This is a genomic window from Pantoea sp. JV6 (assembly GCF_025910055.1).
Lineage (GTDB): Bacteria > Pseudomonadota > Gammaproteobacteria > Enterobacterales > Enterobacteriaceae > Pantoea > Pantoea agglomerans.
Genome location: NZ_JAPCIM010000019.1, coordinates 1 through 14,803, shown reverse-complemented (window position 1 = coordinate 14,803; position 14,803 = coordinate 1). Strand labels below are relative to the sequence as shown.

The 14,803-nt window shown below is 52.3% G+C and carries 12 protein-coding genes; 5 read left to right on the top strand and 7 right to left on the bottom strand.

The genetic code is table 11. The annotated features are described in order from the left end of the window. Positions 1–176: 176 nt before the first annotated feature. The 3 genes from glnA to glnG all read left to right on the top strand — a co-directional run bounded on the left by glnA (position 177) and on the right by glnG (position 4,192). Complete coding sequence (glnA, locus tag OK412_RS18015; protein WP_010258434.1) at positions 177–1,586, top strand: glutamate--ammonia ligase; 1,410 nt, start codon at positions 177–179, stop codon at positions 1,584–1,586. A gap of 139 nt (positions 1,587–1,725) precedes the next feature. Further along, a complete protein-coding gene (glnL, locus tag OK412_RS18010; RefSeq protein ID WP_008926971.1) occupies positions 1,726–2,775 on the top strand; it encodes a nitrogen regulation protein NR(II) in 1,050 nt (349 codons plus the stop codon). Between the two features lie 7 nt (positions 2,776–2,782). Continuing rightward, entirely contained in the window at positions 2,783–4,192 is a 1,410-nt protein-coding gene (glnG, locus tag OK412_RS18005) for a nitrogen regulation protein NR(I) (protein ID WP_010258440.1), read from the top strand. 41 nt (positions 4,193–4,233) lie between these two features. On the opposite strand, the gene hemN is transcribed toward glnG, so the two are convergent. Both hemN and yihI read right to left on the bottom strand, forming a co-directional pair. Then, positions 4,234–5,607, bottom strand: coding sequence for an oxygen-independent coproporphyrinogen III oxidase (gene hemN, locus OK412_RS18000; RefSeq protein ID WP_264353408.1), 1,374 nt, complete (start codon positions 5,605–5,607; stop codon positions 4,234–4,236). A 233-nt stretch (positions 5,608–5,840) separates the two neighbouring features. Further along, the gene (gene yihI / locus OK412_RS17995; RefSeq protein ID WP_010258445.1) at positions 5,841–6,365 is read right to left on the bottom strand and encodes a Der GTPase-activating protein YihI; all 525 of its coding nucleotides are present in this window, start codon (positions 6,363–6,365) and stop codon (positions 5,841–5,843) included. 551 nt (positions 6,366–6,916) lie between these two features. On the opposite strand from yihI, the gene yihA reads away from it, so the two are divergent. Then, a complete protein-coding gene (gene yihA, locus OK412_RS17990; RefSeq protein WP_010258448.1) occupies positions 6,917–7,552 on the top strand; it encodes a ribosome biogenesis GTP-binding protein YihA/YsxC in 636 nt (211 codons plus the stop codon). A gap of 417 nt (positions 7,553–7,969) precedes the next feature. Here the strand turns inward: yihA and polA are convergent, their stop codons facing one another. From polA to OK412_RS17970, 4 genes are all read right to left on the bottom strand, one after another. Further along, positions 7,970–10,756 carry a DNA polymerase I gene (gene polA, locus OK412_RS17985; protein ID WP_033773173.1) on the bottom strand — a complete coding sequence of 929 codons (2,787 nt, stop codon included), beginning with the start codon at positions 10,754–10,756 and terminating at the stop codon, positions 7,970–7,972. Between the two features lie 378 nt (positions 10,757–11,134). Further along, entirely contained in the window at positions 11,135–11,764 is a 630-nt protein-coding gene (gene dsbA / locus OK412_RS17980; protein ID WP_264353407.1) for a thiol:disulfide interchange protein DsbA, read from the bottom strand. Positions 11,765–11,790: 26 nt separating this feature from the next. Continuing rightward, positions 11,791–12,777 (bottom strand): serine/threonine protein kinase, encoded by a 987-nt coding sequence (locus OK412_RS17975; RefSeq protein WP_010258460.1) that lies wholly within the window; start codon positions 12,775–12,777, stop codon positions 11,791–11,793. A gap of 45 nt (positions 12,778–12,822) precedes the next feature. Next, complete coding sequence (locus tag OK412_RS17970; protein WP_033759287.1) at positions 12,823–13,098, bottom strand: YihD family protein; 276 nt, start codon at positions 13,096–13,098, stop codon at positions 12,823–12,825. Between the two features lie 44 nt (positions 13,099–13,142). Between OK412_RS17970 and mobA the strand changes: the two genes are divergently transcribed. Then, on the top strand, positions 13,143–13,748 hold the full coding sequence (gene mobA, locus OK412_RS17965; RefSeq protein ID WP_264353406.1) for a molybdenum cofactor guanylyltransferase MobA: 606 nt from the start codon (positions 13,143–13,145) through the stop codon (positions 13,746–13,748). Between the two features lie 262 nt (positions 13,749–14,010). On the opposite strand, the gene OK412_RS17960 is transcribed toward mobA, so the two are convergent. Continuing rightward, the gene (locus OK412_RS17960; RefSeq protein ID WP_010672113.1) at positions 14,011–14,325 is read right to left on the bottom strand and encodes a hypothetical protein; all 315 of its coding nucleotides are present in this window, start codon (positions 14,323–14,325) and stop codon (positions 14,011–14,013) included. Positions 14,326–14,803 lie beyond the last annotated feature (478 nt).

The following is a 14,803-nucleotide window of genomic DNA, read 5'->3' as shown; positions in this document are numbered from 1 at the left end:
CAAAAAAGTTGGCACAGAATTCGCTTTATCTAAATCAAGCGTAAACGCCAGACAGATGTCGGTTGAAGAGCGTGCCGGAAGAGGTTGGTCAGGGAGTTGTTTTCCCGCAATGTATTCCGGAAACGACGTTTCCTCGCCATGTAGATAATGAAAGACCATTTCCAGGAGAGTTGAGTATGTCCGCTGAACACGTTCTCTCGATGATGAACGAGCATGAAGTTAAGTTTGTTGACCTGCGTTTTACCGATACCAAAGGTAAAGAACAGCACGTTACGATCCCTGCTCACCAGGTTAACGCTGACTTCTTCGAAGAAGGCAAAATGTTCGATGGTTCGTCTATCGGCGGCTGGAAAGGCATTAACGAATCAGACATGGTGCTGATGCCTGACGCCACCACGGCGGTCATGGATCCTTTCTTCGAAGATTCTACGCTGATCATCCGTTGTGACATCCTCGAGCCAGGCACCATGCAGGGCTACGACCGCGATCCACGCTCTATCGCTAAGCGCGCTGAAGATTTCCTGCGCTCTTCCGGCATCGCTGATACCGTACTGTTTGGACCAGAACCAGAATTCTTCCTGTTCGATGACATCCGTTTCGGCTCATCGACGTCCGGTTCACACGTTGCTATCGACGATATCGAAGCGGCATGGAACACCGGTAAAGAGTACGAAGGCGGTAACAAAGGTCACCGTCCAGGTCTGAAAGGCGGCTACTTCCCGGTTCCACCGGTTGACTCATCACAGGACATTCGTTCTGCCATGTGTCTGACCATGGAGCAGATGGGCCTGGTTGTTGAAGCGCATCACCACGAAGTGGCGACCGCGGGTCAGAACGAAGTGGCAACCCGCTTCAATACCATGACCAAAAAAGCGGACGAAATTCAGATCTACAAATATGTGGTTCACAACGTTGCGCACGCTTACGGCAAAACCGCGACCTTTATGCCGAAGCCTATGTTTGGCGACAACGGTTCAGGCATGCACTGCCATATGTCACTCTCCAAAGGTGGCCAGAACCTGTTTGCCGGCGATAAGTACGGCGGCCTGTCTGAAATGGCACTGTTCTACATCGGCGGTATCATCAAGCACGCTAAAGCGATCAACGCCCTGGCGAACCCGACCACCAACTCTTACAAGCGTCTGGTCCCGGGTTACGAAGCACCGGTTATGCTGGCTTACTCTGCCCGTAACCGTTCAGCCTCAATCCGTATCCCGGTTGTTGCCAGCCCGAAAGCGCGTCGTATCGAAGCGCGCTTCCCGGATCCAGCGGCTAACCCATACCTGGCGTTCACCGCACTGCTGATGGCTGGCCTGGATGGCATCATCAACAAAATCCATCCTGGCGATGCGATGGACAAGAACCTGTATGACCTGCCACCGGAAGAAGAAGCTGAGATTCCAAAAGTTGCAGGCTCTCTGGAAGAAGCGCTGAATGCACTGAACGAAGACCGCGAGTTCCTGACCCGCGGCGGTGTATTCACTGACGAATCGATCGATGCTTACATCGAACTGCGTAAAGCAGAGATGGATCGCGTTCGCATGACGCCACACCCGGTTGAGTTCGAGCTCTACTACAGCGTTTAACTGGTCAGACGTTTTTTGTTGCCGTGGAAACTTTTAGCCCATCTTCGGATGGGCTTTTTTCTCCGCGAATTCACCGTTCATTCGCCCTCTTTTCGGCTTAAAGACTAAAATGCACCTCTTTAGTGCAGAGGAACGTTGTATGGCAACTGGCTCTCTGCCCGATGCAGGGCAGATTCTCAACGCGTTAATCAACAGTATTTTGTTGGTGGATAACGATCTGGTTATTCATTACGCCAACCCGGCGGCGCAGCAATTACTGGCGCAAAGCTCACGCAAATTGTTCGGCACGCCGTTACCGGAATTAACCGGCTACTTTTCGCTGAATATCGAGGTGATGCGCGAGAGTCTTGAGGCTGGCCAGGGATTTACTGACAGTGAGGTCACGCTGGTGGTAGATGGTCGTGCGCACATTATGTCGCTGACCGCCCAGCGGTTACCCGATGGCTTAATCCTGATGGAAATGGCGCCGATGGATAATCAGCGTCGTCTCAGTCAGGAGCAGTTACAGCACGCCCAGCAGGTGGCCGCTCGCGATCTGGTTCGCGGCCTGGCCCATGAGATTAAAAATCCGCTGGGAGGATTGCGCGGCGCGGCACAGCTTTTATCCCGCGCCCTGCCCGATCCCTCGCTGAATGAATATACCAAAGTGATTATTGAACAGGCCGACCGGTTGCGGAATCTGGTTGATCGTCTGCTGGGGCCGCAGCAGCCGGGCATGCACATCACGCAGAGCATTCATCAGGTGGCCGAACGGGTGGTCAATCTGGTGTCGATGGAGCTGCCGGAGAATGTCTCGCTGGTACGGGATTATGATCCCAGCCTGCCGGAACTGCCGCACGATCCCGATCAGATTGAACAGGTGCTGCTTAACGTGGTGCGCAATGCGCTTCAGGCGCTGGGCGACGATGGCGGCACCATTATTATCCGCACCCGCACGGCTTTCCAGCTGACGCTGCACGGCACGCGTTATCGCCTGGTGGCACGTATTGATATTGAAGATGATGGCCCCGGCATTCCGGCCCAGCTGCAGGATACGCTGTTTTATCCGATGGTCAGCGGACGCGAAGGCGGTACCGGTTTAGGCCTCTCCATCGCCCGTAGCCTGATTGATCAACATTCAGGAAAAATAGAATTTAACAGTTGGCCGGGACACACCGAATTCTCGGTTTACCTGCCTATTCGCCAGTGAGGTTTCTATGCAACGAGGGATAGTCTGGATCGTCGATGACGATAGCTCCATCCGCTGGGTGCTTGAACGCGCGCTCACTGGAGCCGGTTTGAGCTGTGCGACTTTTGACAGCGCAAGCGAGGTGCTGGATGCCCTCTCAACCAAGACCCCGGACGTTTTACTGTCAGACATTCGCATGCCCGGTATGGATGGCCTGGCGCTGCTGAAACAGATTAAACAGCGTCATCCGATGCTTCCGGTCATCATAATGACGGCGCATTCAGATCTGGACGCTGCCGTCAGCGCCTATCAGCAGGGTGCCTTTGATTACCTGCCTAAGCCGTTCGATATCGATGAAGCGGTTGCGCTGGTCGAGCGTGCTATCAGCCACTATCAGGAGCAGCAGCAGCCACGTAATCAGCCGGTCAGCGGACCCACCACCGATATCATCGGTGAAGCGCCCGCGATGCAGGATGTGTTCCGCATCATCGGACGATTATCGCGCTCGTCGATCAGTGTGCTGATCAACGGCGAGTCCGGTACCGGTAAAGAGCTGGTGGCCCATGCGCTGCATCGCCATAGCCCGCGCACCAAAGCGCCCTTTATCGCGCTCAACATGGCGGCGATCCCCAAAGATTTAATTGAATCAGAACTGTTTGGTCACGAAAAAGGCGCCTTTACCGGGGCGAACCAGATCCGTCAGGGCCGTTTTGAGCAGGCGGATGGCGGCACGCTGTTTCTGGATGAGATCGGTGATATGCCGCTGGATGTGCAGACCCGTCTGCTGCGCGTGCTGGCCGATGGCCAGTTCTATCGCGTTGGTGGCTATGCGCCGGTCAAAGTGGATGTGCGTATTATCGCGGCGACCCACCAGAATCTGGAATTACGCGTACAGGAAGGCAAGTTCCGTGAGGATCTGTTTCACCGCCTGAACGTGATTCGTGTGCATCTGCCACCGCTGCGTGAGCGTCGTGAGGATATCCCGCGTCTGGCGCGTTATTTCCTGCAGGTGGCGGCGCGTGAGCTGGGTGTGGAAGCGAAGATTCTGCATCCGGAAACCGAGACAGCGTTAACCCGACTGCACTGGTCAGGTAACGTGCGTCAGCTGGAGAACACCTGTCGCTGGCTGACCGTGATGGCTGCGGGTCAGGAAGTCCTGATTCAGGACCTGCCCGGAGAACTGTTTGAATCCAGTACGCCGGAGAATCCGGTACAGTCGCTGCCTGACAGCTGGGCAACGCTGCTGGCACAGTGGGCCGATCGCGCTCTGCGTTCCGGTCATCAGAATCTGCTGTCAGAAGCCCAGCCAGAGATGGAGCGCACGCTGCTCACTACTGCGCTGCGTCATACGCAGGGCCACAAACAGGAAGCGGCACGTTTGCTGGGCTGGGGACGAAACACGCTGACGCGCAAGCTCAAAGAGCTGGGCATGGAATAAGCGGTTCAGTACGGGCTGGTGAAGTCTGCCAGCCCGTTTCTTCAGATAACGCGGGAGAACTGCTGCTGACGCGCTTTCTGACGCAGATAGCGATCAAAGCACATGCAGATATTGCGGATCAGTAACCGGCCAATTCCCGTCACCTCCAGCCCCGTAGCGGTTAGTTCCACCAGCCCATCAGCTATCAACGGTTTCAGCAGCGCCAGATCCTCAGCAAAATAGTCGCTGAAGCGAATGCCCCATTGCGCTTCTGTCGCGGCAAAATTCAGCGAGAAGTTACAAATCAGCGTTTTTATCACGTCACGACGCAGACAATCATCGTCGGTTAAGGCGATGCCACGCCACAGGCCATTTCCCTGCTGTTCCACACAATTGTACCAGGTATTAAGGTCTTTCTGGTTCTGCGCATAACTGTCGCCAATCATGCTGATGGCAGAGACGCCAAGCCCCAGCAAATCGCTGTCGCCCTGCGTCGTGTATCCCTGGAAATTGCGATGCAGCTGGCCTTTGCGCTGCGCGATAGCCAGTTCATCCTGCGGCTTCGCAAAGTGATCCATTCCAATGAACTGGTAGCCCTGCTGAGTCAGAGTTGCGATGGTCTGCTGTAAAATATCCAGCTTTTGCTGAGCCGATGGCAGTTCACCCTCTTTGATTTTACGCTGTGCCGCGAACATCGCCGGCAGATGCGCATAGTTAAAGACGCTAAGACGATCCGGGCTCAGCGCCAGTACCCGCTCCAGCGTCCAGGCGAAGCTGGCGGGCGTCTGCAGGGGTAAACCATAGATCAGGTCAATGCTGGTCGAGCTGAACCCCTGTTCACGGGCACGCGCCATCAGCCCGAAAATCACCTCTTCATCCTGTACCCGGTTAACCCGCTCCTGCACCGATTTGTTGAAGTCCTGCACCCCCATGCTCAGCCGGTTGAATCCCAGCGATCGCAGGTGATCAATCACATCCAGCGCAATTTCACGGGGATCCACTTCGATCGACATTTCGGCATCATCGGCCACACTGAAATGCTGCTTCAGTAAACCCACCAGCCGGGAAAGCTGCGCATTGTCGAGGAAGGTTGGCGTACCGCCGCCCCAGTGAAGCTGCGTGACCTGACGCTGACGAAACAGCGGCGCACGCTGAATAATCTCCTGCTCAAGCACATCCAGATAGCGGTCCGCTTTGTGGCGCTGACGCGTCACTATCTTATTGCAGCCGCAGAAGTAGCAGAGACGATGGCAGAAGGGAATATGGACATAGAGCGACAGCGGACGCTCAGGGTAACGCGCCACGGCACGCTGGAAGTCGTTTTCCGCGTACTGCTCGCTGAACTCCAGCGCAGTGGGATAGGAGGTGTAACGCGGGCCGGCATAATTGTACTTTTCAATTAACGCCTGATCCCACTCAATCTGCTGCGATGGCATGCTCACTCCTTCCGGTGACGTCGTCTGAGAGAAGGTCGCGAAGAAGAGGAGATAAAAGGTGAGCGGGATGAGACCCGACGTAAACGTTGCTTCAGACGCGACAGGCGTCGTAGTTTAAACAATAACCACAGCAGATAACATGTCGCCAGCAGCGCGAAAATTGATCCAGGCCAAAACATTGTCGTTTACCTGTTAAGCGCGGCATGCGGGTAACGCATGCCGATCAAATTTGCTTAGTTGCCTTTCAGCAGACGGTACATATCTTCTTCAGCCTGCTCATCTTCGGCATCATCCATCACAATGCCTAACTGCTCCATCAGTTCGTCGATACGATCCAGCGAGGCATCCAGCCAGCCCTGATCTTCAGCCGACAGCGTTTCGCCATTTTCCAGCCGATCCAGCAGCGCATCCAGACGTTCGTCATTTTCCAGCTTCGCCAGCTCTTCTTCTGGTGTCAGACGCACTTTCTTCTCTGCTGCCGGTTTTTCTGCGCTTTTCTTTGGTTTAACGGCGGCGGTTTTTCCTTCAGCGATCAGGGCCACCGGTTTTTTACTCCCGATGCGCGGATCTTTCACGCTGTCCGCCTGACGTCCGCCATTGTTTTCGGACGCAGCCGGATTAGCACGGCTGCCAGATGCATGTCCGCGATGCTTTTTATCACGTTTGCGATCGCGTGCTTCATGGTTGATATCGTCACGCGATTTGCGTTTGGCTTTGACGGCAGGTTTGCCGTTAGCAGCTCGTGCAGGTTGCTTCATAGTATTCGGTCCCGGCTTTTTTTATTCAGTATAGAATTGCGGCGAAATCTAGCAGAAAGTAGACAAAGAAAAAAGGCGACAGCTCAAGCTGTCGCCTTATTTCATACCTTCATAAGAAGGAATCATGTTTTAAATCCTTTTCGGCTCGTAACATCCCGGTTAATCCCGCGCCTGCTCAACTCCTGAGCTATTCCTTATCCCTGTCTGGCCGCATCCCTGACCCTATTCCATTCCATCGCTCATAACCTTCCTGGTATCCCTGAGCGCATCATCCTGATGTGTGCTGCCGTGCACTGCACACTAATGTAGACCAACTGGTAAAAGCCTCAAGTCAGTGTCAAAAATAGTTAGTTCAAAAAAAGAACGTTTTAAGATAAGGGTTTGAATTACATATTTTTTTATTTTTAGTAATTAAAGTAAAAAGCGAAATAACCCGCACCGTGAATGGCAAATCTCTTACAAAGTTTGTTACCGAGATGCGATTGAGCACTTTCGCGTCATAACGCGTATAATCGCCCGCATTGCCTTAATGCGTTTTCTGGAGTGTCACCTTGTCTGAATTGAATTACCACGTTACCCACTTTGTCATGAGCGCGCCGGATATCCGCCATCTGCCTGCCGATACCGGAATTGAGGTGGCTTTCGCTGGCCGCTCGAACGCGGGAAAATCGAGTGCGCTGAATACGTTAACCAATCAGAAGGGTCTGGCGCGTACCAGTAAAACGCCGGGACGTACGCAGCTGATTAACCTGTTTGAAGTGAAAGAAGGTAAGCGTCTGGTCGACCTGCCCGGTTACGGTTATGCCGAAGTCCCGGAAGAGATGAAGCTGAAGTGGCAGCGCGCGTTAGGTGAATACCTGCAAAAACGTCAGGCGCTGAAAGGACTGGTTATCCTGATGGATATCCGTCATCCGCTGAAAGATCTCGACCGGCAGATGATTCAGTGGTCAGTGGAAAGTGGCATTCCGGTGCTGTTGCTTCTCACTAAAGCAGACAAACTGGCCTCAGGTGCCCGTAAAGCGCAGCTCAATGTCGTGCGTGAAGCCGCACTCGAATTTGTTGGTGATGTGCAGGTAGAGCTCTTCTCATCGCTGAAGAAAATCGGCGTGGATAAGGTTCGTCAGAAGCTGGACAGCTGGTTTAATACGCTTGAACCTGCGGTTGAAGATCAGGACGCGGAAGAGTGAGTGGCAACCTTGTGCCGGTGATGCTGACGGTACAAAAAGCCCAATAAAAAACGCCCCAGTCACAGAATGACTGGGGCGGCTAAATTCAGCCAAATCCGATTACGTGAAGTAAAAGGTCTGAAAGATAGAACATCTTACCTCTGTACCCTACGCGACGAACTTTACCTGATTTTCTGTGCGTGACAAAGGCTTTTTTGTTGCTTACTTACATGAAACAGGACTTTTTTTACCATGCACGTCACAAAAATAGCGTTGCGATGTAGTTTAATGACGAAAAAAGTGTTTAGACCATAAGCAGTTAGAAAAGCGTTTTCTCTCAGTGCCAGCGTTAACCACGCTAAACCGGTCAACTAAACGATTTTCTTATACCTGATTCAGGGCCGGTTCTGTTCTTCAGAACCGACCACACGCATCGAATCAGTGGGCTTCATCCCAGTTGTCACCCACACCGACTTCAACCAGTAAAGGTACGTCGAGCTGTACGCTACCTTCCATCAACGCACGGATTTTCTGGCTCGCCTCTTCAACCGCCCCGGCTTTGACTTCGAACACCAGTTCATCGTGAACCTGCATGATCATTCTGACGGCATTGTCGTTTTGCTGTTCCAGCCAGTTATCCACGGCAATCATTGCCCGCTTAATGATATCCGCTGCCGTTCCCTGCATCGGCGCATTGATCGCAGCACGTTCAGCGGCTTTACGGCGAATGGCGTTACCGGATTTAATATCGGGCAGCCACAGCCGACGGCCTTCCAGCGTTTCGACATAGCCTTTACTCGCCGCCAGCTGGCGTGTGTTCTCCATATAGCGCAGGACGCCCGGATAGCGTTCAAAGTAGAGATCCATATACTTTTTCGCTTCACCCGCGCCGATATTCAGCTGACGCGACAGGCCAAAGGCGCTCATGCCATAAATCAGACCAAAGTTGATCGCTTTGGCGCTGCGACGCTGTTCGCCGCTGACCTTATCCAGCGCCACGCCAAACACTTCGGATGCCGTCGCGCGGTGGATATCTTCGCCCTGGGCAAAAGCGTCCAGCAATCCTTTGTCCTGAGAGAGATGCGCCATGATACGCAGTTCGATTTGTGAATAGTCTGCCGCCACAATGCGATGGCCTTTGGCCGCTACAAATGCCTGACGGATTCGGCGTCCTTCATCATTACGCACCGGAATGTTTTGCAGATTCGGATCGGCAGAGGATAAGCGTCCGGTTGCGGTGACGGCCTGATGATAAGAGGTATGTACCCTGCCACTGATCGGATTGATCATCAGCGGTAATTTATCCGTATAAGTAGACTTAAGTTTGGATAAGCCGCGATGCTCCAGAATCACTTTGGGTAACGGATAATCAAGTGCCAGCTCGGCTAACACCTCTTCGCTGGTTGACGGCGCGCCGCCTGGTGTTTTCTTTGTGGGCTTGATGCCCTGTTTTTCAAACAGGATCACCTGAAGCTGCTTGGTGGATGAGAGGTTGAAGGGTTCCCCCGCCAGCTCATGCGCTTTCAACTCAAGCTCAGCCAGTCGGGCCGTCAGCTCTTTCGAATGCTGCGCCAGAATAGACTGATCGATCAACACACCGTTGCGCTCTATGCGCGAAATCACCGTCAGTAACGGCATCTCAATCTGTTCGAAGACTTTTTTCGGGCCCGCTTCTTTCTCCAGCTCTGGCCACATCTTCAGATGCAACTGCAGGGTCACATCTGCATCTTCGGCAGCGTAATGGGATGCCTGCTCTAACGCGATTTGATTGAACGTCAGCTGATTTTTGCCTTTACCGGCGATCTCCTGGAAGGTCACGGTTTTATGGTTAAGCCAGCGAGCGGCCAGGCTATCCATGTCATGTTTGCCCACCACGCTGTTGAGGATATAGGACTCAAGCATGGTGTCGAATTTGATACCGGCCAGTTCAATGTCGTAGTTTTTCAGCACGCCGCGATCGTATTTCAGGTTCTGGCCAACTTTCCATGCGCTCTCATCTTCCAGCAAGGGCTTGAGCTGTGCCAGAACGGTAGCGCGATCCAGTTGATCAGGCGCATCAAGATAGTCATGGGCAACCGGCAGATAGGCGGCTTCACCGGGCGCCACCGCGAAGCTGATGCCGACGATATTAGCGCTCAGGGTATCCAGCGCGTCGGTCTCCAGATCAAACGCAAAGACTTCGCTGTTTTTCAGCTTCTCCAGCCAGCTATCAAAGAGATCCTGATCCAGAATGGTGACATAACCCTCGGTCGGTAACACGCTGCTGGTTTCAGCCACCGGGGCCGGTTCATCGGCCTGCGCTTTTTGCGCCTGCGTAGTGCTCTTTTTACCCTGCAGCCATTTACCGTCCTGCAGGTCACTCAGCCAGCGTTTGAACTCGTAACGACTGAACAGGGCCTGCAATGCCTCTGTATCGGGTTCAGTGACTGTGAGCTCTTCACAGGGCAGCGCCAGCTCAACGTCTGTCTTAATGGTCGCCAGCTGATAAGAGAGAAACGCCACATCACGATTCTGCTCAAGTTTGGTCGCCATGGTTTTGGCACCACGAAATCCGAGATCGGCCACTTTGTCCAGATTGTCATAGATCGTCTGCATGCTGCCCAGCCCCTGCAGCAACGCCTGTGCCGTTTTCTCACCGACGCCTGGCACGCCAGGAATGTTATCGGAGCTATCACCCATCATGGCAAGGAAATCGATGATCAATGCGGGTGGAACACCATATTTCTGCTCAACCTCTTCTGGTCCCAGAATGGTGTTGCTCATGGTGTTAATCAGCGTGATGGCGGGCGTGACCAGCTGCGCCATATCTTTGTCGCCGGTGCTGATCAGCACTGAGAGACCCTTTTTTTCCGCTTCCAGCGCCAGCGTACCGATGACATCATCAGCCTCGACGCCGCTCACAGCCAGCAACGGCAGCCCCATCGCCCGCACCATCTCATGCAGAGGCTCAATTTGTGCACGGAGCTCGTCAGGCATCGGGGGACGGTGAGATTTATAATGCTCAAACAGCTCGTCTCTGAAGGTTTTGCCTTTGGCATCGAACACCACAGCAACGTGACTCGGATTGTATTGCGCCAGCAGGCTTTTAAGCATGTTGAGCACGCCGTACATGGCGCCAGTGGGTTCACCTGCACTGTTGGTCAGCGGCGGAAACGCGTGATACGCGCGATAAAGATAGGATGAGCCATCGACCAGAATCAGGGGATTTTCTGCTATTTGCGCCATAAGTCTGTGTAGTCTTCGTTGCTATGAGTTGGGCTATAAGGATGCCACAACCAGGCAGAAATGGTGAACTAAGGCGTGCCACGTCTGGTGTTTTTCACGCTTTTGGGGACAGGATCGCAACGATCGTTCTGTGGATAACTTTGTGCGTAAAAATTATAACGCGCTGTTTTTCAGGAAAATAAATAATCGACACTTGAATAAAAACCATAAATTTCATTGGCTTATTTAATTTCCGTGACCCGATCGCTATTTTTAATAGCGCGATCCCTTGTGTGGATATTAAATTTATGCCCTGGAGATGGACAAAAATTGGACCGTTGTTCAAAGGCATAAAAAAAACGCCAGCAGAGCTGGCGTTTAACGGGGGTGTGAGGCTGATTACTTCTGGCTTACCAGGAATTTAACCACGTTCGCATAGTCTGCGACGAAATTATCCATAGAGCTGGTATCAAGACCGCCGTTGTTAACCATGTATTTGCCATTCACGAAAATAGCAGGCACACCACGCAGATCAACATCAGCAGCGGCTTTTTGCTGCTGCGCAACCAGCGCTTTTACGGCGAAGCTGTTCCAGGCTGCATCATAGTCCGCCGCAGAGATACCGGCCGCTTTGACAAAGGTCTCTTTCAGACTGACAGGATCGGTGATGGTCTGCGTTTTCTGAATGCCATCGAAGATCGGTGCTGTCACTTTATCTTCAACGCCCAGCGCCATCGCGACAGCCCAGGCATGGGTCACGACCGGCCCCAGTTCTCCACCGAGAAAATCGACGTGGTATTTCACCATCTTAGTGTCAGCAGGCAGATTCTTTTTCACCGCGTCATTGACGTGATAAATACGTTCAAACTGATAGCAGTGCGGGCAGAAGAAGGAGAAGAACTCCATCACCTGAGGTTCGCCGGCCACAGGTTTAGGCAGACTCACATATTGTTTACCTTCAGTGAACTGGGCAGCAGATGCGCTGAATGCCAGCACTAAACCCATCAGTGCAAACCAAATTTTTTTCATCGTGAAAAATTCTCCTGACTACGTCATTAATATTGCGGTGTCAGCTGCAGAGGAGGTTCCTGCAACAGCTTCTCCTGCTCGGTAAAGAGTGAAATTTGCCTGCGCCAGAAATCTTCATCTGTCATCCAGGGGAAAGCGCGCGGAAAAGCGGGATCCTGCCAGCGTCGGACAACCCAGGCCAGATAATAAACCATGCGCATGGCGCGTAAAGGTTCAATCAGTGACAATTCATTAATATCAAAATCACTGAACTCACTGTACGCCTCCAGCAGTATATCCCATTGAATACGCTGTTCCTGACGATCGCCGCTGATCAGCATCCAGAGATCCTGCACAGCCGGGCCATTACGGGCATCATCCAGATCGACAAACAGCGGTCCGTCACGCCACAGGATATTACCCGGATGGCAGTCGCCATGTAATCGTAGCGGCTGCCACGTGGTGTGCCACTGTTGTTGCAGCGTGTTTCCCAGCTTATCGATAGCCTGTAGCAGTGCGACTTTAAGCGATGCAGGCACTAACAGAGAGTGCTCCAGCACCTGTCGGGGTTCATGCAGATATTCATCCAGACCGATGGCAGGCCGATGCCTGAACAGCGCTTTACGCCCGGTCTGATGAATGCGGCCCAGGAAGCGGCCTACCCACTCCATCTGATCTTCGTTGTCTGTCTCATATTGTCGCCCGCCCAGGCTGGGGAATACGGCAAAGAAGAAGCCAGCGTGACTATGCAGTGTCTCACCCTTTAACCGCAGTGGCGCCGCGATGGGCACTTCGTCAGCCAGCAGATCAAGTGCGTACTGATGTTCTTCAGCAATCTGTTCGGCACGCCAGCGCTGTGGGCGATAAAACTTCGCAACATAGCGGCGTTTTTCGTCGTCGCTGAATTGATAAACCCTGTTCTCGTAGCTGTTCAGGGCTGTCAGACCCGATTCGACGCGAATTCCTGTTTCCCAGAGCGCATCAAGCAACACGTCGGGATTCAATGTCTGGAAGTTAAAAGCAGCGTCGCTCATCATGTTACCTGTAGTTGCCCTTGCAAATAGCAGCCAAGGATAACACTACTCGTCCTGTTTGATGACACCCCGTGCGCGGAGCAGTGCTGTTTTGAAATCAACTTCATAGTCTTTTTTCAGGCCTGGGATCTCATCATCGCTGGCTGAGTCACGCATCTTGAGATGGTAAATTAATACATCATCGGTTAATTCACTTAACGGGCCACGGAAACCAGATTCCTGAGCCAGTTTCTGCAAAAATGTGACCAGATTAAGATCAGGCTCTTTTTGCCAGGCGGGTTGCAGCAACTCGATTAACTCGTTTAAACGATGGCATTTCATTCAGATTTCTCCTTTCACAGTGCGTCATCAGCGAGGGCACAGTCATGACAATATTAACCGGCATCATTCTGGCCGGTGGTCAGGGCCGCCGTATGGGTGGTCAGGACAAAGGGTTAGTACAGCTGGATGGCAGGCCGCTTTATCAGCATGTCCTTGAACGGCTCAGGCCACAAGTCGACATTGTCATGATTAACGCGAATCGTAATATTGATCGCTATCAGTTAAGCGGATGCCGCGTGGTGCAGGACGTCTTTGAGGATTATCCCGGTCCGCTGGCCGGGATCTACAGTGGGTTGCGTGAGATTGAAGGGGAATGGGCGGTATTCAGCGCCTGCGACACCCCCGCTATCCCGCTCAACTTCGTGGAGCGGCTGATGCAACAACGAGGCGATGCCCCCGCAGTGTGGGTGCGCTCACAAACCCGGGATCATCCTACTCTGGCGCTTATTCATCGCGATCTCCGTACGCCACTCGGTGAATACCTGCAGGCTGGTGAGCGTCGCCTGATGCAGTTCCTGCGCGATCAGGGTGGACATGCGGTGCTGCTGGATGATGATGAATCGCTATTCCTGAATGTGAATACGTCTGATGACCTTAGGGACTATCCTGCCGGCAATATGCCGGACGGAAATGGTCGTCAGCCAGCATAATGTAAAGTCCAGTAGCAGAAGATCCAGCCCGATAGTAACAATTAACGGGACGTCCTTATTTTTGCAAAAAAAAGAGCTTTTTTATCTCTGGATGACGATGGCTACAGTTATTCGTGGAATAAGAGTCGCTGAGCATTCTCAGCCATTGCAACATCGGATGACTGATTACCAGTAAAATAGCTTCAGACAGGGATAGAGAAAAAAGGGGCAGCACGCCTGATATTTAAAATGGCAGGTGATGCCCCGGACGATCAGAGCATTATCAGCCAGCGTTCAAAATATTTGTCCAGACTGAATCTGCGCGTGCCATTGAATCAGCAGTACCTTCCGCAGCACCGACTACCAGACCAAAAACAACGCCCCAAATGCCACCAAACAGGCCGCCTAAAACACCCTGTGCTGGAGCCAGGATTCCACTGGTTACGCCATTAGTATTAGCAGAGATGTTCCAGCCCGCCCATGCAACGCCCATTCCGCCAGCAAACATTCCGATAACTGCACCACCGATGCTGTCTAAGATCCCAGTAGAGGCGGCACCTGATACTAATTCTGTTTCAGCAACAGTCAGTTCTTTCATTTTAATCTTCCTTAAATTAGTTAATGCTCAATAGAAATCCATCGGAGACATTTAATTAAATGTCGAAATTAGTTTCAATCAAGCACTAAAAAATGTAAATAGAATAAAATCCATTCATTCTAAATGCTAAGCGTTAGTCCTGTTAGCAGATTTATTATCATATTAGCTTAATAAGTTGGTAACTTATTAAGCTATAAATTTCAAAAACTTTGTATCTGCTAGTCTTTATTTTATATTTTGATCTAATGATTATTATAGTTTCCGGTGTTTATCAGGCTACTGGTAATTCAAAAAGGAAATGGAGGAACCTGGAGGCTACCGGAGCAGGCTTACAGGTCAAGTTTTCAGCTTAACGTGGCAAAGTGCAGACGTAAAAAAGCCCCGCACTTTCGTGCGGGGCTTTTTCACTTATTTAATGCTTGGCAGTTCCCTACTCTCGCATGGGGAGACCCCACACTACCATCGGCGCTACGGCGTT

What these genes read in the sequence shown, in the direction of transcription:
- glnA (WP_010258434.1), top strand. Translation starts at nt 177, where the DNA reads ATGTCCGCTGAACACGTTCTCTCGATGATGAACGAGCATGAAGTTAAG.
- glnL (WP_008926971.1), top strand. Translation starts at nt 1,726, where the DNA reads ATGGCAACTGGCTCTCTGCCCGATGCAGGGCAGATTCTCAACGCGTTA.
- glnG (WP_010258440.1), top strand. Translation starts at nt 2,783, where the DNA reads ATGCAACGAGGGATAGTCTGGATCGTCGATGACGATAGCTCCATCCGC.
- hemN (WP_264353408.1), bottom strand. Translation starts at nt 5,607, where the DNA reads ATGCCATCGCAGCAGATTGAGTGGGATCAGGCGTTAATTGAAAAGTAC.
- yihI (WP_010258445.1), bottom strand. Translation starts at nt 6,365, where the DNA reads ATGAAGCAACCTGCACGAGCTGCTAACGGCAAACCTGCCGTCAAAGCC.
- polA (WP_033773173.1), bottom strand. Translation starts at nt 10,756, where the DNA reads ATGGCGCAAATAGCAGAAAATCCCCTGATTCTGGTCGATGGCTCATCC.
- dsbA (WP_264353407.1), bottom strand. Translation starts at nt 11,764, where the DNA reads ATGAAAAAAATTTGGTTTGCACTGATGGGTTTAGTGCTGGCATTCAGC.
- OK412_RS17975 (WP_010258460.1), bottom strand. Translation starts at nt 12,777, where the DNA reads ATGAGCGACGCTGCTTTTAACTTCCAGACATTGAATCCCGACGTGTTG.
- OK412_RS17970 (WP_033759287.1), bottom strand. Translation starts at nt 13,098, where the DNA reads ATGAAATGCCATCGTTTAAACGAGTTAATCGAGTTGCTGCAACCCGCC.
- mobA (WP_264353406.1), top strand. Translation starts at nt 13,143, where the DNA reads ATGACAATATTAACCGGCATCATTCTGGCCGGTGGTCAGGGCCGCCGT.
- OK412_RS17960 (WP_010672113.1), bottom strand. Translation starts at nt 14,325, where the DNA reads ATGAAAGAACTGACTGTTGCTGAAACAGAATTAGTATCAGGTGCCGCC.